The 20,195-nt window shown below is 68.7% G+C and carries 17 protein-coding genes and 1 pseudogene; 15 read left to right on the forward strand and 3 right to left on the reverse strand.

Going from position 1 to position 20,195, the window contains the following annotated elements; translation table 11 throughout:
* Positions 1-16: 16 nt before the first annotated feature.
* From AC1DVU_RS16690 to AC1DVU_RS16725, 8 genes are all read left to right on the forward strand, one after another.
* Complete coding sequence (locus AC1DVU_RS16690; protein WP_476923587.1) at positions 17-1,294, forward strand: GAF domain-containing protein; 1,278 nt, start codon at positions 17-19, stop codon at positions 1,292-1,294.
* Positions 1,295-1,379: 85 nt separating this feature from the next.
* Positions 1,380-2,903, forward strand: a complete 1,524-nt coding sequence (gene adh, locus AC1DVU_RS16695; protein WP_476923588.1) for an aldehyde dehydrogenase — start codon at positions 1,380-1,382, stop codon at positions 2,901-2,903.
* A 28-nt stretch (positions 2,904-2,931) separates the two neighbouring features.
* Positions 2,932-3,321, forward strand: a complete 390-nt coding sequence (locus AC1DVU_RS16700; RefSeq protein WP_476923589.1) for a DUF779 domain-containing protein — start codon at positions 2,932-2,934, stop codon at positions 3,319-3,321.
* A gap of 81 nt (positions 3,322-3,402) precedes the next feature.
* Entirely contained in the window at positions 3,403-4,998 is a 1,596-nt protein-coding gene (locus AC1DVU_RS16705; RefSeq protein WP_476923590.1) for an AMP-binding protein, read from the forward strand.
* A 67-nt stretch (positions 4,999-5,065) separates the two neighbouring features.
* Positions 5,066-5,443: a type II toxin-antitoxin system PemK/MazF family toxin gene (locus tag AC1DVU_RS16710; RefSeq protein ID WP_476923591.1), complete on the forward strand. Its 378-nt coding sequence runs from the start codon at positions 5,066-5,068 to the stop codon at positions 5,441-5,443.
* The gene (locus AC1DVU_RS16715; RefSeq protein WP_476923592.1) at positions 5,440-6,486 is read left to right on the forward strand and encodes a YihY/virulence factor BrkB family protein; all 1,047 of its coding nucleotides are present in this window, start codon (positions 5,440-5,442) and stop codon (positions 6,484-6,486) included. The genes AC1DVU_RS16710 and AC1DVU_RS16715 overlap by 4 nt, the downstream gene beginning before the upstream one ends.
* A 37-nt stretch (positions 6,487-6,523) precedes the next feature.
* Positions 6,524-6,919, forward strand: coding sequence for a cold-shock protein (locus tag AC1DVU_RS16720; RefSeq protein WP_476923593.1), 396 nt, complete (start codon positions 6,524-6,526; stop codon positions 6,917-6,919).
* 56 nt (positions 6,920-6,975) lie between these two features.
* Positions 6,976-7,833: an AEC family transporter gene (locus AC1DVU_RS16725; RefSeq protein WP_476923794.1), complete on the forward strand. Its 858-nt coding sequence runs from the start codon at positions 6,976-6,978 to the stop codon at positions 7,831-7,833.
* On the opposite strand, the gene AC1DVU_RS16730 is transcribed toward AC1DVU_RS16725, so the two are convergent.
* Positions 7,753-9,234 (reverse strand): MFS transporter, encoded by a 1,482-nt coding sequence (locus AC1DVU_RS16730; protein WP_476923594.1) that lies wholly within the window; start codon positions 9,232-9,234, stop codon positions 7,753-7,755. The two genes, AC1DVU_RS16725 and AC1DVU_RS16730, sit on opposite strands and share 81 nt — an antisense overlap.
* A gap of 61 nt (positions 9,235-9,295) precedes the next feature.
* On the opposite strand from AC1DVU_RS16730, the gene AC1DVU_RS16735 reads away from it, so the two are divergent.
* Positions 9,296-10,042: a DUF3027 domain-containing protein gene (locus tag AC1DVU_RS16735; protein WP_476923595.1), complete on the forward strand. Its 747-nt coding sequence runs from the start codon at positions 9,296-9,298 to the stop codon at positions 10,040-10,042.
* 103 nt (positions 10,043-10,145) lie between these two features.
* Here AC1DVU_RS16735 and AC1DVU_RS16740 read toward each other — a convergent pair whose 3' ends face one another.
* Positions 10,146-10,556, reverse strand: coding sequence for a DUF2530 domain-containing protein (locus tag AC1DVU_RS16740; RefSeq protein WP_476923596.1), 411 nt, complete (start codon positions 10,554-10,556; stop codon positions 10,146-10,148).
* Positions 10,557-10,694: 138 nt separating this feature from the next.
* On the opposite strand from AC1DVU_RS16740, the gene AC1DVU_RS16745 reads away from it, so the two are divergent.
* The 3 genes from AC1DVU_RS16745 to AC1DVU_RS16755 all read left to right on the forward strand — a co-directional run bounded on the left by AC1DVU_RS16745 (position 10,695) and on the right by AC1DVU_RS16755 (position 13,754).
* A complete protein-coding gene (locus AC1DVU_RS16745) occupies positions 10,695-11,705 on the forward strand; it encodes a hypothetical protein (RefSeq protein WP_476923597.1) in 1,011 nt (336 codons plus the stop codon).
* Positions 11,706-11,771: 66 nt separating this feature from the next.
* Positions 11,772-13,211, forward strand: coding sequence for an NCS2 family permease (locus AC1DVU_RS16750; RefSeq protein WP_476923598.1), 1,440 nt, complete (start codon positions 11,772-11,774; stop codon positions 13,209-13,211).
* Between the two features lie 24 nt (positions 13,212-13,235).
* Positions 13,236-13,754 carry a gamma carbonic anhydrase family protein gene (locus AC1DVU_RS16755; protein ID WP_476923599.1) on the forward strand — a complete coding sequence of 173 codons (519 nt, stop codon included), beginning with the start codon at positions 13,236-13,238 and terminating at the stop codon, positions 13,752-13,754.
* A gap of 159 nt (positions 13,755-13,913) precedes the next feature.
* Here AC1DVU_RS16755 and serC read toward each other — a convergent pair whose 3' ends face one another.
* Entirely contained in the window at positions 13,914-15,020 is a 1,107-nt protein-coding gene (gene serC, locus AC1DVU_RS16760; RefSeq protein ID WP_476923600.1) for a phosphoserine transaminase, read from the reverse strand.
* A gap of 140 nt (positions 15,021-15,160) precedes the next feature.
* Between serC and AC1DVU_RS16765 the strand changes: the two genes are divergently transcribed.
* The 3 genes and pseudogenes from AC1DVU_RS16765 to meaB all read left to right on the forward strand — a co-directional run bounded on the left by AC1DVU_RS16765 (position 15,161) and on the right by meaB (position 20,117).
* Positions 15,161-16,966 (forward strand): methylmalonyl-CoA mutase family protein, encoded by a 1,806-nt coding sequence (locus AC1DVU_RS16765; protein ID WP_476923601.1) that lies wholly within the window; start codon positions 15,161-15,163, stop codon positions 16,964-16,966.
* 86 nt (positions 16,967-17,052) lie between these two features.
* A pseudogene (gene scpA / locus AC1DVU_RS16770) lies at positions 17,053-19,146 on the forward strand (methylmalonyl-CoA mutase); the annotation flags it as partial.
* Positions 19,146-20,117: a methylmalonyl Co-A mutase-associated GTPase MeaB gene (meaB, locus tag AC1DVU_RS16775; RefSeq protein WP_476923602.1), complete on the forward strand. Its 972-nt coding sequence runs from the start codon at positions 19,146-19,148 to the stop codon at positions 20,115-20,117. The pseudogene scpA and the gene meaB, both read left to right, overlap by 1 nt.
* The last annotated feature ends 78 nt before the right edge of the window (positions 20,118-20,195 follow it).

The following is a 20,195-nucleotide window of genomic DNA, read 5'->3' on the forward strand; positions in this document are numbered from 1 at the left end:
GCCGTACACTCCGGACATGGCGCGCCATGACCTCGCGATGCCGCCGGGTGCCGACCCGGCGGCGCTCTCGCGACACCTCGAGGAGGCGCACGACCAGTTCGTGAGCACCGGCGTCGTCGACCCGGCGCTCCGCCAGCTGGTGTTCGACTCGTGGCGTCGAAGCGTCGAGGGTGGCCTCGACCCGGAGCAGGCGCTTGCCGCCATCCGGCTCGACGACCGGGCACTCGCCGACATCCGCGACTCGCATCCGCTCGCAGCGGGCATGCCCGTCATCCGCCGGCTCCTCGTCGAGAGCGCTGCCGAGGCTGGGCTGCTCGTCGCGGTGAGCGACGCCGCCGGGCAGCTGCTGTGGGTCGAGGGAGACTCGTCGCTCCGGTCGCGAGCCGAGGACATGCACTTCCTGCCCGGCGCCGACTGGAGCGAGGCCAGCGTCGGCACCAACGCCCCGGGCACGGCCCTGGCGCTCGACCGGCCGGTCCAGATCTTCGGGGCGGAGCACCTCGCTCGGCAGGTCACACCATGGAGCTGCTCGGCCGCTCCGATCCACGACCCTGACACTGGCGCGATTCTCGGCGTCCTCGACCTCACGGGCGGGCCTGATGTCGCGACGCCGCAGAGCCTGACCCTCGTACGCGCGACCGTCGCCGCGGTCGAGGCGGAGCTGCGCATCGAACGGCTCAGCCCGGCACCGGCGGCGACCGCGAGCGGGTGGACCATCCCGGCACTCGACGTGCTCGGCGGCCGCGGCGCAACGCTGCGGCACGGCACGACGACGACCAGGTTGAGCCTCCGGCACAGCGAGATCCTGCTGTTGCTCGCGGAGTCCACCGACGGGATGACGACTGCGGAGCTCGCCGTTGCCCTCAGCGACGACGAACAGGCGCAGGTCACGATCCGCGCGGAGCTGTCCCGCCTGCGCACCGTGCTGGGCCCGATCGAGCTCGACTCGCGGCCATACCGCCTCCGCAACGAGATCAGCACGGACGTCGACCGCGTGCGCGAGGACCTCGCCGCCGGCCGCGTGCGCCATGCGGTCGCGCACTATCTCGGTCCGATCCTCCCGGGGTCGACCGCGCCGGCGGTGGAGCAGCTGCGCGACGACATCCACATGTACGTGCGCTCGTGCCTGCTCGCAGCTGGCGACGCGGACGCACTGCTGTCATTCGCCGACACGGCCCACGGCCGGGACGACTTCGAGATCTGGGAGCGCGTCCTCGCGATCCTGCCGCCCACCTCGCCGCGCCATGCACAGGTCGCGGCCAACGTGGCGAGGCTCGACGCCGAACTTGGCTGAGCTCAGGGTTGTCGGTTTCGTTGCAACGTTCGGGCAACTGTCGCGTGACTACGGTCACGTCAACACCCCGAACTGAAGGAGCATCATGACCGTCTACGCGCAGCCCGGAGCTGAAGGAAGCGTCGTCTCCTACAAGCCCCGCTACGACAACTGGATCGGTGGCGAGTACGTCGCTCCGGTCAAGGGCCAGTACTTCGAGAACCCGTCGCCGGTCAACGGCAAGGTGTTCTGCGAGGTCGCCCGTGGCACCGCCGAGGACATCGAGCTCGCCCTCGACGCGGCTCATGCCGCTGCGCCCGCCTGGGGCAAGACCTCGGTGGCCGAGCGGGCCAACATCCTCAACCAGATCGCCGATCGCATCGAGCAGAACCTCGAGATGCTCGCCGTCGGCGAGACGTGGGACAACGGCAAGCCGGTCCGCGAGACGCTCGCCGCTGACCTGCCGCTCGTGGTCGACCACTTCCGCTACTTCGCCGGAGCGATCCGCGCCCAGGAAGGCAGCCTCTCGCAGCTCGACGAGAACACCGTGGCGTACCACTTCCATGAGCCGCTCGGCGTCGTCGGCCAGATCATCCCGTGGAACTTCCCGCTGCTCATGGCCGTGTGGAAGCTCGCCCCGGCGCTCGCGGCGGGCAACACCGTCGTGCTCAAGCCCGCCGAGCAGACTCCGGCATCGATCATGCTGCTGATGGAGCTCCTCGCGGACCTGCTCCCGGCCGGCGTCATCAACGTCGTGAACGGTTTCGGCGTCGAGGCCGGTGCACCGCTCGCCTCAAGCAACCGCATCCGCAAGATCGCGTTCACGGGCGAGACCACGACCGGGCGGCTGATCGCGCAGTACGCGAGCCAGAACCTCATCCCGGCGACGCTGGAGCTCGGTGGCAAGAGCCCCAACATCTTCTTCGAGGATGTCGCCGCCCATGACGACGCGTTCTACGACAAGGCGCTCGAAGGCTTCGCGATGTTCGCCCTCAACCAGGGCGAGGTTTGCACCTGCCCGAGCCGTGGGCTGATCCAGAACTCGATCCTCGAGCAGTTCCTGCCCGCAGCGACCGACCGGGTCAAGCAGATCATCCAGGGCGACCCGCTCGACACCGACACCATGATCGGCGCGCAGGCCAGCAACGACCAGCTCGAGAAGATCCTGTCGTACTTCGACATCGGCGTGAAGGAGGGTGCTCGCATCATCACCGGTGGTGAGCGCGTCGACCTCGGTGGCGACCTGTCGGGTGGCTACTACGTCGCGCCGACGATCTTCCAGGGCCACAACAAGATGCGCATCTTCCAGGAGGAGATCTTCGGGCCGGTCGTCTCGGTGACCGGCTTCGAGGACTACGACGAGGCCATCGAGATCGCCAACGACACGTTGTACGGCCTCGGTGCCGGCGTCTGGTCCCGCGACAGCAACACGGCATACCGGGCCGGGCGCGACATCCAGGCCGGCCGCGTGTGGACCAACTGCTATCACCAGTACCCCGCCCACGCGGCATTCGGTGGCTACAAGTCGTCGGGCATCGGCCGCGAGAACCACAAGATGATGCTCGACCACTATCAGCAGACCAAGAACCTGCTGGTGTCGTACGACCAGAACAAGCTCGGCTTCTTCTGATGATCGTGCTCGGGACGGGAGATCACTCGTGACGGTGCACCGCGTCGCGATCACCCCGGAGGCTGCGGACCTGCTCCGCAGCCTCCGGGCGTCCCACGCCCAGCCACTGATGTTCCACCAGTCCGGTGGATGCTGCGACGGCTCGGCGCCGATGTGCTTCACCCAGGGCACGTTCCTGACCGGAGCGCAGGACGTCCACCTCGGCGAACTGGAATACGGTGCTCCTGAGACCGCGCCCGTGTGGATCTCGCGCGAGCAGTTCGCGTACTGGTCACACACCCACATCACGATCGACGTCGTGCCCGGCAGAGGAGCCGGCTTCTCGATCGAGGGGCCGACCGGCAACCGGTTCATCATCCGGTCGCGCATCTTCACCGAGGAGGAGACCGCCGAGCTGGCGACGTACGTCACGCCCTGAAACCGTAACTCATTGTTACACTTTCTCGGTTCGACCCGGCCGCGCTAGCGTCGTGGGTGCGTACAAGGGAACTGGAGTCGCATGAGCGAGCTGGGCTACACGCTGAAGGTCTTCCGTCAGATCGGGATGTTGAAGCCGGTCCTGCCACACCGCCTCATCGGCGCAGGCCTGCAGCTGGTCAAGTGGGGGCCCGGCCTCCCGTCGGGTGTCAACGCGGCGGCGAAGCGGTTCCCCAATCAGCTGGCGATCATCGACGACGCCGGCCAGATCACCTGGACCGAGCTCGCCGAGCAGATCAACCAGTTCACCCAGGCGCTCAAGGACCGAGGCATCCAGCCTGGTGACTCCGTCGCGGTGCTGTCGCGGAACCACCGCTACATGATCATCGCGCTGATCGCCATCATGCAGGCCGGCGGCCGCGTGCTGCTGCTCAACACCATGGCGAGCCGCTCCCAGCTCGGTGAGCTGGCAAAGCGTGAGGGTGCCAAGCTCGTGATCCTCGACCAGGAGTTCCTCGAGGTCGGCGCCGACGTCGACGACGACTCGATCGTGCTGTGCTGGGCCAACGAGACGGCGCCCGCGACGTACCCGACCGTGGCCGGCCTCCTGAAGGGTCAGCCGACCAAGGCACACCCCAAGCCGGCCCGGCACGGGCAGATCATCATCTTCACCTCCGGCACGACGGGCCTGCCCAAGGGCGCCAAGCGGGAGGAGCCGGCGGACCTCAAGCCGCTCATCGCGTTCTTCGGCGCGATTCCCTATCGCGGCAACTCCACCGTGGTGCTCGCCGCGCCGCTGTTCCACTCCTGGGGCCTCATCAACTTCGGCTTCGGCCTGTCAACCGCCCCGACGTACGTGCTGCGCCGGCGATTCTCCGCCGAGCAGGTGCTGCGCGACATCGACGAGCACAAGGCCAAGGTCCTGGTCGTCGTGCCGCTCATGATGCAGCGGCTCGTCGACGCCGATCCGGTCATCGTCGAGAAGACCGACGTCTCCTCGCTCGAGGTCACGGCGAGCAGCGGATCCGCCCTCGCCGGTGATCTCGCCAACCGGTTCATGGACCTGTTCACCGACTCGGTCTACAACTTCTACGGCGCGACCGAGACCGGCTGGGTCACGATCGCGAGCCCCAAGGACCTGCGCGAGGCTCCCGGCACGGCCGGCACGCCGCCGTTCCGCACGTTCGTCAAGATCCTCGACGCCGACGGCCGCGAGGTGCCGCAGGGGGAGACTGGCGTCATCCACGTCGGCAACGACATGCCGTTCGGCGGCTACACCGACGGAAACACCAAGGCCTTTGCCGACGGACTCATGAACACCGGCGACCTGGGCTTCTTCGACGAGAACGGCCGGTTGTTCGTGTCGGGCCGCGACGACGACATGGTCATCTCCGGCGGCGAGAACGTCTTCCCGCGCGAGCTCGAGGACGCCCTCATCGAGCACCCCGACATCTCCGACGTCGTGGTCACCGGCATCGACGACCCGGCGTTCGGCCAGGCCCTTGCGGCGTACGTCGTGGTCAAGGACGGCGCGTCCCTCAGCGAGGAGGACCTGGTCGCGTACGCCAAGGAGCACGTCGCCCGCTTCGCAGTCCCGCGCCGCACGATGTTCCTCGACGAGCTGCCCCGCAACCCCACCGGCAAGGTCATGAAGCGCGAGCTCCCGGAATTTGGCTGAACCAAGCGAGCTCTACACACCGCCGTTCAACGCGTCTTCGGGATCATCGCTGTGGCAGGCTGGCCGCGTGGACATCGCGTACGACCCGCACCCGGACGGCAGACCGGACCCCGGCGAGGTCGTCTGGACCTGGGTCCCGTACGAGGACGAGCCGACGCAGGGCAAGGACCGGCCCGTGCTGATCGTGGCTCGGCAGGGCGCCAGCCTGGTCGCGGTGCCGATGACGTCCAAGGACCACGACCGCGACCTGGTCCAGGAGGCGGCCGAGGGCCGATTCTGGTTCGACGTGGGCACCGGGCCCTGGGACCGGGAGGGGCGCCCCAGTGAGGTGCGGCTCAACCGGTTCCTGACGGTCGACCCCGCCGACGTTCGCCGTGAGGGGGCGGTCCTCGACGAGGCACGGTTCAATGCGGTTGTCTCGGCGTTGGAGCCGTACCTGCCATGACGATTCGCCCTGCGACACCTCGGACCCCTCGGATCGGCCGGATGGACGCCTTCCAGCGAAAGCACCGGGTGATCGGCTTCCCGATCGCCGTGGTCTACAAGTACTTCGACGACCAGGGGCCCTATCTCGCGGCGATCATCGCCTACTACGCGTTCATCGCGATCTTCCCGCTGTTGCTCTTGGGCTCCTCGATCCTGGGGTTCGTGCTGCAGGACAACCCTGGCCTTCGTGACGAGCTGCTCGACACCGCGCTGAGCCAGTTCCCGATCATCGGCAACGAGCTCGGCCGGCCGGAGGGGCTCAGCGGCAGCACCACCGCGATCGTGATCGGCTCCGTCGTCGCGCTGTACGGCGCCATGGGCCTCGGCCAGGCGGTCCAGAACGCCGCGAACATCGCCTGGTCCGTGCCCCGCAACAGCCGGGCCAACCCGATCATCCTGCGGCTGCGCAGCATCCTGTTCCTGGCGATCAGCGGGGCCGGAATCCTCACCTTGGCGATCGCCACGTCGGTGTTCGCGAACCCCGACGCTCTGGGCACGGACCTCGAGGCAACCCTGCAGTGGGTCATCCGCCTGGTGGGCTTCATGCTGACGATCGGGATCTTCGTCAGCGTGTTCCGGCTGATCAGTCACGGCCGCGCCGGCTGGCGCTCGGTCCTGCCGGGCGCGATCGTGACGGCGTCGCTCTGGCAGGGCCTGCAGTGGGTCGGCAACACGTATGTCCGCGAGGTCATCGGGAGAGCCAAGGGCAACGACATGAACGGCACGTTCGCGCTGGTTCTCGGCCTCGTGGCGTTCATCTTCGTCGCCGCGATCATCGTGGTGCTGGGCCTCGAGGTCAACGTCGTGCTGCGGCGCCATCTCTATCCCCGCGCGCTGCTGACACCGTTCACCGACAACGTCATCCTGACGAAGGCCGACCAGAAGGCGTACGCGGCCTACGCGAAGTCGCAGCGGCACAAGGGCTTCCAGTCCGTCGAGGTCACGTTCGAGGACCGCACCCCCAAGCCACCGCCGCCGCCCGAGCCGAAGCCATCCGACTAGGCTAAAGGCAGCAGCCCATCGACCAGAGGACAGCGCCATGCCCACGGGCAAAGTGAAGTGGTACGACGCGGACAAGGGATTCGGCTTCCTGACACAGGAGGACGGACCTGACGTGCACGTGCGCTCCGACGCGCTGCCCGAAGGCGTCAAGACGCTCAAGGCCGGCACCCGCGTCGAGTTCGGCATCGTGCAGGGCAGCCGTGGCGACCAGGCGCTCCAGGTGCGCGTCCTCGACCCGGTGACCTCGGTCTCCCGGGCGCAGTCGCACGCACGCCGCAAGGATCCTGAGACGATGGCGGTCATCGTCGAGGACCTCATCCGGCTGCTCGACTCGATCGGCGAGGGCTACCGGCACGGTCGCCACCCCGACAGCAAGAAGGGCAAGTCGGCGGCTCAGGTGTTGCGCGCCGTTGCGACCGAGCTCGAGCTCTGACTGGGGTCATCCAAGGCTTCGGGGTCATCGGGATCCTGATCGCCCTTGGCCTGGGGCTGGCCCACGCGGGCGTCCTCGGCCAGGACTCCCAGCGGGTCCTGTCTCGCCTGGTCTACTTCGTCGCGACGCCGGCGCTGCTGATCGACCTCTTGTCGCGCACCGACGTCTCCGACGTCCTTGGTGTCGGGTTCGCGATCGCCGGGCTCACGGTGCTCGCGGTGCTGATCGTCTACGTCCCGGTGGCGCGTCGCCGGGGCCGCTCGTTGTCACACATCGTGATCGGAGCGTTGTCGGCGTCGTACGCCAACGGCGGCTACCTCGGCCTCCCGATCGCCGTGTACGTCCTCGGTGATGCGGCCTTCGCAGTGCCGATCATGGTGCTGCAGCTGATCGTGTACGCGCCGCTTGCCCTCTCGGTCCTCGATCTCGAGGCAACCGGCCGCCGCCCGACCGTCGGCGCTCTCGTGCTGTCCGGCCTGCGCAATCCGGTCTCGGTGGCTGCCGTGTGTGGCGTCCTGATCTCGGTCGTCGGGGTCGAGCTGCCCGAGATCGTCGGCGAACCCATCAAGCTGCTGGGTGGCATGGCGGTGCCCGGAGCGCTCCTGGCCTACGGCGTCTCGCTGCGGTTCGGCGGAGCCATCGGCTCGGCACATCGCCGGGAGATCGCGGCGATCGCACTCCTCAAGCTCGTGTGGATGCCGGCCGTGGCGTACGTCCTGGCGCGCTTCGCGTTCGGCCTCGACTCGCACGAGGTCTTCGGGCTGACCGTGATGGCGGCGTTGCCGACCGCGCAGAACGTGTTCGTCTATGCGTCGCGGTTCCAGCGGTCCGAGCTACTGGCCCGTGACAGTGTCGCGATCACCACGTTGCTCTCGATACCCGTGCTCTTCGGGCTGGCGGCCGTCCTTGCCTGACGGCGGCCGGCCCATGGCCCTGCTGAGCACGAACCCCAGCCATGCCACGAGGATCACCGCCGTCACCAGAAGGCCGATGCGTGGGGTCGCGTCGACCGTGAACAGGCCGATGCCGATCAACCCGCCGATGACCCACGACAACTGCAGCAGCGTCTCGGACCGGGCGAACATGCTCGTGCGGACCCGCTCGGCGACGTCGCGCTGGATCAGCGCGTCGAGGCTGAGCTTGCCGAGGGACTGGCAGAGCCCGACCGTCAGGCCCAGGATGACCGCGGTCCACCAGGTGAAGAACACCGCGACCGTGACGACGACCGCGACGTCGAGCACCAGGACCGCGATGACGACGCGCTCGGGCCGGCGGGACTTGGTGAGCGACGCGATGAGCGTGCCAATCGTGTTGCCGGCGCCGGCGCCACCAATGACCAGGCCCAGCAGGATCGTCGCATTGCCCTCCCAGCCCATCGAGTCCGGTGGGTCGCGCAGGGTGAACGCCATGAAGATCGTGAGGAACCCGGACAGCAGCCGCAGGCCGGAGTTGCTGCGCAGCCCGTTGACGACGTCGCGCGAGATGCTGATGCCCTTCTTGGCGGCACCGGTCGCGATCTTCGTGAGGTCGACCTGCTCCTCGCCCTCGCTGGAGTCGACCCGGGCCGGCAGGAGGATCGCGAGGATCGTGCCGACCACGAACAGCACGGCGGCGTAGCGGACGGCCCACTCGGCGCCGATCGCCGCAGCGCCGCCGGCCAGGGGAGCCGAGATCGCGGCAGCCGCCGTGCCGGTCAGGGAGATCCGTGAGTTGGCCTTGACCAGCGTGAACTCCGACGGCAGCAGGCGCGGGACAGCCGAGGCACGGGTCACGCCGTACGCCTTGGAGGCCACCAGGCAGCCGAGCGCCGCGAAGTAGAACGAGGGCGGGGGGTTGTTGGACGAGATCGCGCCGGCCAGGACCCAGCAGCAGAATGCCCGGATCGCGAGCGTAGCTCCGATGGCCCACCGGCGACCTCTGCGGAACCGGTCGAGGAACGGCCCGATGAGCGGTGCCACGAAGGCGAACGGCAGCATCGTGAGGACCAGGAACAGCGTCACCTGGCCCGTGGCCTCCCCGGTGGGGACGGTGAAGAACAGGGTCCCGGCGAGTGAGATCGCGAAGGCGGCGTCACCTGCGGTGTTGAACGCGTGGAGCTCGAGCAGCCGCGCGAGTCCGCTCTCGCCGGCACCCCCGGAATGTGTGAACCGGCGGGATGCCGTGAACGCCGAGGTGCTGCCCCTGGCGACGAGGCGTGCGGTGGTGGACGACACCCGTCCGGCGATCTGCGCGGACCGGCTCAGGCGGGACTGCTCGGGCTGCTCGGGGCGCGTCGGATCGGGCCTGCGGTCGTCCTCGTCTCCGTACCCGTCCACAGCGTCCATCCTGCCTCACCCCGCGAGCCACGACAGCGCGGACATGGGCGACAATGGGTGAATGCCCATCGATGAGCAGCTTGCCGCCGCTGTCGACGTCGCCCGCGCGGCCGTCGACGAGGCCGCTGACGCCGGCACGGTCGGCGATCACCTGCGTGCCGTCGAGGACGACGAGCGCCTCGTCTCGCACCACTTCGCGTGCCTCAAGCCCGGCTATCAGGGCTGGTACTGGTCGGTCAGCACGTCCCGTGCCCCCGACAGCGACCGGGTCACGGTCAACGACGTGGTCCTGCTGCCGGGCGACGACGCGATCATCGCCCCGCCGTGGACGCCCTATCGCGAGCGCATCCGTCCGGGTGACCTCAGCCCCGGCGACGTGCTGCCTCCCGACGAGGACGACATCCGACTCGTTCCGTCCTGGTCCGCCGGTGACGGCGAGGAGCAGACGCCTGACCGCTTCTTCGCCCGAGAGGTCGGCCTCGGCCGTGAGTGGGTCCTCTCGATCGAAGGTCGTGAGCTCGCTGCCGACCGCTGGCAAGAGGGCGAGCACGGTCCTGACCCGGCGATGGCCCAGCAGGCCGCGGGTTCGTGCCAGTCGTGCGGGTTCATGGTCAGCCTGGCCGGTCCGTTGTCCGATCGTTTCGGTGTGTGCGCCAACGGCATGGCCAACGACGACGGCAAGGTCGTCTCGTTCGATCACGGTTGTGGTGCGCACTCGGGCGCGCGGCTGAGCCGCTCGGCCAGCGCCCAGGCTTTGCCCCCTCCGGTGTTCGACACCGTGGGCGTCGACGAAGTCGACAACTACTAGCCCGTCGTCGTACGCCCTTTCGGTCGCTGGCGCTCCCGCCCCCTACTCGCTGCGCTCGTGGGAGGTGCCCCCACCGCGACTTCGTCGCAAGTGGCCGACTGGCTCAGTCGACGCGGCGGCGACGTCCGGGCTGCATGCGCAGGGCGTTGCGGCGCCGGCGGCAGTACTCGATGCCGATCAGGCCCAGGCCGAACCCGGCGAGCGCGGTCCACAGCCACCAGGTCCGGTCGTTCTCGTCGAGCGTGCCGATGAACGGCAGCAGGGCGACCGCGATGACGCCCCAGACGATCGTGCCGACGGTCATGGTCCGGACGCCGTCGACGTCCATCGGCTCCACTTCGGCGACACGGTGGGTCTTGCTGCCGATCTCGAGCTCGGTGAGCTCGGGCCGGCCGAACTCGTGACGACGGGCGGCACGCTCGAGCCGGGCGATCTCGCGATGGCCCATCTTTCGCTCGATGGTCTCGGGACCATCACCCTGACGGATGACCCAGTCGTCGTCATTACTGCTCACTGCACCACCTGCGTTGAAAAGGCACGGTACGCAGATGGTGCCGTGATGTCCTGATGGTTCACTCGCTGGCGCTCGCTCACAGGCTCACCCTACCGCCGCGGGCTTTCGTGGTTTCCGGTGCTGTCATGCTGATCTGCAATGAATCCGCGCCACCGCCGCCTGTTGATCCCGGGCCTCCTCATCGCCTTGTTGGTCGTCGTGCTCGTGAGCTCGCTGGCTCGCCGGGCCGACGGCGCCGAAGCCGGCCCGGACATCGTCAGCCGGATGAGCGACCCCAGGATCACGGAGTCGAGCGGTCTCGCCGTCAGCGTCGAGCACGACGACCTGGCGTACACGATCAATGACTCCGGCAACGCGCCGATCGTCTTCGCCGTGAAGATCTCGACCGGGGCGGTGGTCGGCACGACGACGATCACGGGCAGCACGCCGGTCGACACCGAGGCGATCGCGATCGACGGCGACGGCGAGCTGTGGGTGGCCGACACCGGCGACAACGAGGAGAACCGCACCGACATTGCGTTGTACGCACTGCCGGAACCGGGGCCGGGCAACCATTCGGTCGCCGCCAAGCGCTACCCGCTGACGTACCCGTCGGGACCGGCCGACGTCGAGGCCCTCCTGATCAATCCGCGCACGGGCGCCAAGGGCGTCGTCACCAAGGGCCTCTTCGCCGGTGAACTGCTCGCGCTGCCGAAGAAGCTCTCGACGGACAAGCCCAACATGGCGAAGGCCACCGGACACGACATGCCGGCCATGGTGACGGACGGAGCGATGTCGGCGAACGGACGTTTCGCGTTGGTACGCACGTACAGCGACGTCCACCTGTACGACGCGAAGACCTGGAAGAGCATCCGGTCGCACAAGACGCCCGCGCAGCCACAGGGCGAGTCGGTCGCGATCGATCGATCGCAGAAGTCGTTCCTGATCGGCAGTGAGGGCGCGAACTCGGCGCTGATCCGAATACCGCTGACGCTGCCGAAGGCTGAGCCGGTCGCGACCCCGAAGCCCACCGCGACCAAGGGCACATCGGCAGCGACGGCCGACAAGAACGAGGCTGGTGGCGGGTTCGCCGGGAGCATCTGGGTCTGGGTGGTCGGCGGCGTCGCCCTGGTGGCGGCGATAGCGTCTGCGGCGAGTCGCCGCACCTGACAACCACGCACGCTCCAGATCTGGCATGCTCCCTTGCGACCGGTGTCCACGTCGACCAGGAGTGCCATGACCAGCACGCTCGAGCAGTACTTCAAGATCAGCCAGCGCGGCTCCTCGATCGGCCGGGAGGTGCGCGGCGGTGTCGTGACGTTCCTGACGATGGCCTACATCGTCGTGCTCAACCCGATCATCCTGGCGGGAGTCGCCGACGAGGACGGCAAGTTCCTCGGCGGCGGGTCCACGCCGGGCTCCGGCTTCGCGACGATCGCCGCGGTGACCGCGCTGGTCGCCGGCCTGCTGACGATCCTCATGGGCGTCGTCGCGAACTTCCCGTTGGCGCTGGCCACCGGCCTCGGTCTCAACGCATTCGTCGCGTTCTCGGTCGCGTCCCAGATGACGTGGGCGGATGCGATGGGGCTCGTCGTGCTCGAGGGCCTGATCATCCTGGTCCTCGTGCTGACCGGGTTCCGAAAAGCCGTGTTCGATGCTGTGCCACGCCAGCTCAAGACCGCCATCGCCGTCGGCATCGGCCTGTTCATCACCCTGATCGGCCTCGTCGATGCCGGCTTCGTGCGTACGACCGGCATCGGCGCACCGCCGTTGCAGCTCGGCATCGGCGGTCACCTCGCCGGCTGGCCGGTGCTGGTGTTCGTCATCGGCCTGCTGTTGATGATCGCGCTCTACTCGCGAGGCGTGCCCGGTGCGATCCTGATCGGCATCGTCGCCACGACGATTCTCGCCGGCATCGTCCAGGCGATCGCCGACGTGCCGGCCAGCGGCGGAAATCCCACGTCGAAGGGCTGGAACCTCAACGTCCCGGAGTGGCCCGACAAGATCTTCGCCAAGCCTGACTTCTCGCTGCTCGGTGACTTCAACCTGTTCGACGGCTTCGAGCGCGCCGGCGTGGTGACCGCCGCCCTGCTGGTCTTCACGCTGTTGCTCGCGGACTTCTTCGACACGATGGGCACGATGACCGCGATCGGTGCCGAGGGCGGCCTCAATGACGCCGACGGTACGCCGGCCGGCGCGCAGAAGATCCTCGTCGTCGACTCGATCGCAGCGGCGGCGGGCGGCGCGGCCAGCATCTCGAGCAACACGTCGTACATCGAGTCGGCCTCCGGCGTCGGCGACGGTGCACGTACTGGACTCGCGTCGGTCGTCACCGGCGTGCTGTTCCTGCTATCGACGCTCGCGGTGCCTCTGGTCGAGCACATCCCCAACGAGGCCGCCGTGCCTGCGCTGGTGCTCGTCGGTTTCCTCATGATGACCCAGGTCAAGGACATCGCGTGGGACGACTCGGAGATCGCCATCCCGGCGTTCCTCACGATCGTGCTGATGCCGTTCACGTACTCGATCACGGCCGGCATCGGCGCCGGTTTCATCACGTACGTCGTCATCAAGCTCGTCAAGGGCAAGGTCGCCGCGATCCACCCGTTGATGTGGCTGATCAGCATCCTGTTCGTGATCTACTTCGCGATCGACCCGATCACCCGCTGGGTCAGCTGAGTCATTCCTTAGTACGTTGAGCGCATGCTCATCGCACTCGGAGACAAGACCCCACACGTGGCCGACACGGCGTGGGTCGCACCCAATGCGACCCTCGCCGGGTCCGTCGTGATCGAGGACGGCGCCAGCATCTGGTACGGCGCTGTGCTTCGCGCGGACAACGAGCCGATCACCATCGGCGCGCGCTCGAACGTGCAGGACAACTGCGCGTTCCACGTCGACAAGGGCAAGCCGGTGTTCCTCGGCGAAGGTGTGTCGGTGGGGCACGGAGCGGTCGTCCACGGCGCCACGATCGGCGACCACGTGCTGGTCGGCATGGGCGCGATCATCATGAACGGCGCTGTCATCGGCAGCGAGTCGCTGATCGCCGCCGGCGCGCTGATCGCCGAGGGCGTCGTCATCCCGCCGCGGTCGCTGGTCGCGGGCGTGCCGGGCAAGGTGCGCCGCGAGCTGACCGAGGACGAGGTCGAGACGCTGCACCACAACGCCGTGATCTACGAGGAGCACCGCGAGCTGCACCGCCACGGCACCGAGCTCATCTGACGCTTCGATGGTCTCGGTGGTCTCGATACACCTGCTCGTTCCGCCCCCTACTCGCAGAGCTCGTGGGGGGACCCCCAGCAGGCACTCGACCAGCGAGATGGCTCGGTGGTCGAGTTCGCCCGAGGAACGAGGGCGAGTATCGAGACCACGTCGCCTGGCTCAGAGGCGCTCGACGACGTAGTCGATGCACTGCGTCAGCTTGGTGATGTCCTCCGGGTCGATCGCGGGGAACATCGCGATGCGCAGCTGGTTGCGACCCAGCCCGCGATAGCCGGCCAGGTCGACGATGCCGTTGTCGCGCAACGCGTCAGTGACGGCCGCGGCGTCGACGCCTTCGAGATCGATCGTCCCGACGACCAGCGAGCGGTCCGCCGGATCGGTGACGAACGGGGTGGCGTACGTCGACGCCTCGGCCCACTCGTAGAGGCGCGTCGACGAGTCCGTCGTACGTTTGACCGCCCAGTCGAGCCCGCCCTGCCCGAGCATCCACCGCACCTGGTCGTCGATCAGGAACAGCGTCGCCAGCGCCGGCGTGTTGTAGGTCTGGTTCTTGCGCGAGTTGTCGATCGCGATCGGCAGGTCGAGGAATCCGGGGATGTGCCGTCCACCGGCCTTGATCTCCTCCGCGCGCTCGATCGCCGCAGGGGACATCAGCGCGACCCACAGCCCGCCGTCGGACGCGAATGTCTTCTGCGGCGCGAAGTAGTAGACGTCGGTCTGCGACACGTCGAGCGGCAGGCCACCTGCGCCGGACGTGGCGTCGATCAGCATCAGCGCGTCGTCATCGGCACCCGTCACCCGCTCCACCGGCACCATGACGCCGGTCGAGGTCTCGTTGTGCGCCCACGCGTACGCGTCGATGCCCGGCTCGGCGACCGGCACGGGGTGCGTCGTGAACTCGCTCTCGAGCACCTGGGGATCGGCGAGGAACGGCGCCTTCTGCACCGCGGTGGCGAACTTGCGGGTGAACTCGCCATGCACGAGGTGCTGGCTGCGCTCGCGGACGAGCCCGAACGTCGCAGCGTCGAAGAAGGCGTGCGACCCGCCGACGCCCAGCACGACCTCGTAGCCGTCCGGCAGCGTGAACAGCTCGGCGAGACCTTCGCGGAGGCTGCCGACCAGGTTGCGGACGGGCGCCATCCGGTGCGAGGTGCCCATGAGGGACTCGCCGGTCGCGGCCAGGGCGTCGAGCGCCTCGACGCGCACCTTCGACGGTCCGGACCCGAATCGGCCGTCACCGGGCAGGAGCTCAGCAGGAATCTTCACGAACTGATTCTCGCAGGCGTGGTTTCGAGGCTCCGCTTCGCTCCGCACCTCAACCACCGACGGGTCCGGGCGCGTAACAGGCCCGTCACATATGTCACATTGAGTGGCCGGTACCACCGGCGATTCGTACGATGCCCCTTATGGCCTCTGACGGAACGGTCGATGTCCCCCTGTCCAAGGGGCTCGAGCACACGCTGGACGAGTGGGAGAGCGCGACCGCCGCGGTCCTCCGCAAGGCCAGGAAGCTCGCCGACGACGCACCCGACACCGATGTGTGGCAGAAGCTCGCCACCACGACCCTCGACGGCATCACCGTCACTCCGCTCGGCACGCCCGCGCTGACCCGCGACCTGCCTGACGGTGGTCTGCCGGGACAGGCGCCCTTCACCCGCGGCAGCGCCGCAGCCCGCGAGCTCGACGGCTGGGACGTACGCGCCTGGTTCGCCGACCCCGACGTGGAGCGCACCGCGACGGACGTCGTCACCGATCTCGAGAACGGCGTCAACTCCCTGTGGCTCTCGGTCGGCGGCGGAGCGATCCCGGTCGATGCACTTGCCACGATCCTCGAGCCGGTCTTCGTCGACCTCGCCGCAGTCGCGCTCGACGCGCCCGTCGAGCCGGTCGACGCGGCCCGCGCGCTGGCCGCCGTGCTCGCCGACAAGGCGGTCACTGCCGCATCCGGTACGTCCTTCGGCGCCGATCCGCTCGGCGCCGCAATGCGCGGCCACGGCGTCACCGACCTCGGGATCGTCTGGGAGGTTGCCGCCCTGGCCCAGCCGCTCGGCGTACGCGCGGTGACCGTCGACGCAACGGCGGTGCACGATGCCGGAGCCTCGGACGTCCAGGAGCTGGCCTATTCGCTCGCCGCCGGCGTGACCTATCTCCGCGCACTCGTCGAAGCCGGCCACGGGGTCGACGAGGCCGCTGGCCTGATCGACTTCCGCTATGCCGCGACGGATGAGCAGTTCCCGACAATCGCCAAGCTCCGTGCCGCCCGCCAGCTGTGGAACCGCGTCGCCGAGCTCAGCGGCGTCACCACGGCCGCCGCCGGCCAGGTGCAGCACGCCGTGACTTCGCGCCCGATGATGGCGAAGTACGACCCCTACGTGAACATGCTCCGCACGACCGTCGCGGCGTTCTCAGCCGGTGTCGGCGGAGCAGCCAGCGTCACCGTGCTGCCGTTCGACGAGCCGCTGGGCCTGCCGGAGGCGTTCAGCCGCCGCATCGCCCGCAACACCTCGAGCCTGCTGATCAGCGAGTCACATGTCGCCGCCGTCGCCGACCCGGCCGGTGGGGCGCATGCCGTCGAGAAGCTCACCGACGACCTGGCGCGCGCGGCCTGGTCGCTGTTCGGCGAGATCGAGGGCAAGGGCGGGCTCGTGGAGTCGCTCGACTTCCTCCGCGCGGCCATCGCCGACACGGTCTCGACGAGGGCGCTCGACATCGCCAAGCGCAAGCGCCCGATCACCGGTGTCTCGGAGTTCCCCAACCTGCACGAGGAGCTGCCCGAGCGCCGCCCATACGGCCACCCTGTCGACGTGCACCGGTATGCCGGCGAGTACGAGGCGCTCCGCGACGACCGCGCTGCGACGCCCGTGTTCCTGGCGTCGATGGGCACCGTCGCCGCCTACACCGCACGCGGCACGTTCGCCGCGAACCTGTTCGCCGCCGGCGGCATCGACACCGTCGTCGCCGGGCCGACCGAAGGCGTCGACGACGTCCTCTCGGCGTACTCCGAGGCAGGCAACCCCGCGATCGCCTGCCTGGTCGGCAACGACAAGGCATACGAGGCGTGGGGCGCTGACCTGGTGACCGCCCTGCGTGAAGCCGGGGCGACGTACGTCATCGTCGCCGGCAAGGCAGACATCGGCGCCGACACGAACGCCGCGGCGGGACTCGATGCGCTCGCCTTCCTCCGCTCGATCCGACAGGAGCTGCAGGCATGAGCATTCCCGAGAGCTTCGCCGGGCTGCCGCTCGATCCCGAGCAGCCGTACGAGCCGGACGCCGACACGTACGCCCGCGCCACGGACGGCGCTGAGCCGTGGCCGGCGCCCGAGGGCATCGACATCGAGGGGCTCTACACGCCCGCCGACCTGGAGGGCCTCGACGCGCTCGACACCTACCCGGGCCTCGCGCCCTACCTCCGCGGCCCCTACCCGGCGATGTACACGACGCAGCCGTGGACGATCCGCCAGTACGCCGGGTTCTCCACCGCCGAGGAGTCCAACGCGTTCTACCGCCGCAACCTCGCCGCCGGGCAGAAAGGCCTCTCCGTCGCGTTCGACCTGGCGACACACCGCGGCTACGACTCGGACAACCCGCGCGTCGTCGGCGATGTCGGCATGGCCGGCGTGGCGATCGACTCGATCTACGACACCCGCAAGCTGTTCGAGGGCATCCCGCTCGACGAGATGAGCGTGTCGATGACGATGAACGGCGCGGTGCTGCCGGTGCTCGCGCTCTACATCGTCGCCGCGGAGGAGCAGGGCGTGCCGCCCGAGAAGCTCTCCGGGACCATCCAGAACGACATCCTCAAGGAGTTCATGGTCCGCAACACCTACATCTACCCGCCGGCACCGTCGATGCGGATCATCTCGGACATCTTCGCCTACACCGCGCAGAAGATGCCGCGCTTCAACTCGATCTCGATCTCCGGATATCACATCCAGGAGGCCGGGGCGACGAACGACCTCGAGCTGGCCTACACGCTGGCCGACGGCGTCGAGTACATCCGTGCCGGCCTCGACGTGGGCCTCGACATCGACGCGTTCGCCCCGCGGCTGAGCTTCTTCTGGGCGATCGGCATGAACTTCTACATGGAGATCGCGAAGCTGCGTGCCGCCCGGGCGCTGTGGGCCGAGCTCGTCGCCGGGTTCAACCCGAAGAACCCCAAGAGCCTCAGCCTGCGTACGCACAGCCAGACGTCGGGCTGGTCGCTGACGGCGCAGGACGTGTTCAACAACGTCGGGCGTACGTGCATCGAGGCGATGGCCGCGACCCAGGGCCACACCCAGTCGCTGCACACCAACGCGCTCGACGAGGCGATCGCGCTGCCGACCGACTTCAGCGCCCGCATCGCCCGCAACACCCAGCTGCTGCTGCAGCAGGAGTCCGGCACGACCGACATCATCGACCCGTGGGGCGGCTCCTACTACGTCGAGCGGCTGACGCACGACCTCGCCAACCGCGCCTGGGCACACATCCAGGAGGTCGAGCAGGCCGGCGGCATGTCCAAGGCGATCGAGGCCGGCATCCCCAAGATGCGCATCGAGGAGGCCGCTGCGCGCACGCAGGCGCGCATCGACTCCGGTCAGCAGGCGGTCATCGGCGTCAACACCTACCGGCTCGCCGATGAGGACCCGCTCGAGGTGCTCAAGGTCGACAACAAGGCGGTGTACGCCTCACAGATCGCCAAGCTCGAGCGGCTGCGCGCCGAGCGCAACCAGGACGACGTCGACGCCGCCCTCGCGGCGCTGACCAAGAGCGCCGAGCGTGGTTCGACCAGCGACGGCTCCCTCGACGACAACCTGCTCACGCTGGCGGTCAACGCCGCCCGCGCCAAGGCCACGGTCGGCGAGATCTCCGACGCGCTCGAGAAGGTCTACGGGCGCCATCAAGCCGTGATCCGTACGATCTCAGGTGTGTACCGCACCGAGGCCGGCCACGGCGGCAACATCGACAAGGTCATCGACGCCACCGCGGCGTTCGAGAAGGCCGAGGGCCGACGTCCGCGCATCCTCGTCGCCAAGATGGGCCAGGACGGGCACGACCGCGGCCAGAAGGTCATCGTCACGGCCTTCGCCGACATGGGCTTCGACGTCGACGTCGGCCCGCTGTTCTCCACGCCGGAGGAGGTGGCGCAGCAGGCGGTCGACGCCGATGTGCACATCGTCGGGGTCTCGTCCCTGGCGGCCGGCCACCTGACGCTGCTGCCGGCGCTCAAGACGGCGCTTGCCGAGATGGGCCGTCCGGACATCATGATCGCGATCGGCGGCGTCATCCCGCCCGACGACGTCCCGACGCTCAAGGAGATGGGTGCCGCCGCGGTCTTCCTGCCCGGCACCGTCATCGCCGACTCCGCACTCGACCTGCTCGACAAGCTCCGCGCGACGCAGCAGACCTGATGGTCGACGTCGCAGACCTCGCCGACGACGTCCGCGTGGGCAAGCGCGCGGCGATCTCGCGGGCGATCACGCTGATCGAGTCGAGCCGCGCCGACCACCGTGCGGAGGCCCGTGAGCTGCTCGGGCTCCTTTCGGCGGAGGCTGGGGGAGCCGTGCGGGTCGGCGTCTCCGGCGTCCCGGGGGTCGGCAAGTCGACGTTCATCGAGGCGCTCGGCACCTATCTCGTCGACGAGGGCCACCGGGTCGGCGTGCTGGCGGTCGACCCGTCGAGCGTACGTACGGGCGGCTCCGTGCTCGGCGACAAGACGCGCATGTCGCGGCTCGCAGTGAGCCAGGATGCGTACATCCGCCCTTCGCCCAGCGCCGGCACGCTCGGGGGCGTCGCCCGCGCGACGAGCCAGGCCATGACGGTGCTCGAGGCGGCCGGATTCGACGTCGTGCTGATCGAGACCGTCGGCGTCGGCCAGTCCGAGATCACCGTGGCGGGCATGGTCGACACGTTCCTGTTCCTGACGATCGCGCGCACCGGCGACCAGCTGCAGGGCATCAAGAAGGGCATCCTCGAGATCTCCGACGTCGTCGCGGTCAACAAGGCCGATGGCGAGCGCGTGCAGGAGGCCGAGGCGACGGCCAAGGATCTCGCCGGAGCGCTTCGGATGGTCTACGCCGGAGGCCAAGGCTGGGTCCCGCCGGTGTTGACCTGCTCGGCCCTCGACGGCACCGGCATCGACACCGTGTGGAGCCGGATCATCCGCCATCGGGAGTTCCTCGGCCGCAAGGGCCTGCACGAGAAGCGCGCGCAGCAGCAGCTCGACTTCACCTGGGCGCTGGTCCGCGACGAGCTCGACCAGCGGCTCCGAACAGACCCCCGCGTCGCCGCGATGCGCGAGGAGATCCGCGAGGCCGTCCTGTCCGGAGAGATGCCCGCAGCGACCGCCGCCGACCGCATCCTCGAGGCGTACGACTCCTGAGTTCCGTGCCGTTTGCGTCATAGGAATCGAGGGTCCTGGGCCACGATTTTGATGACGCAACGAGTGTGAAACGATCGG

The organism is Aeromicrobium sp. P2_G6, from assembly GCF_056403535.1.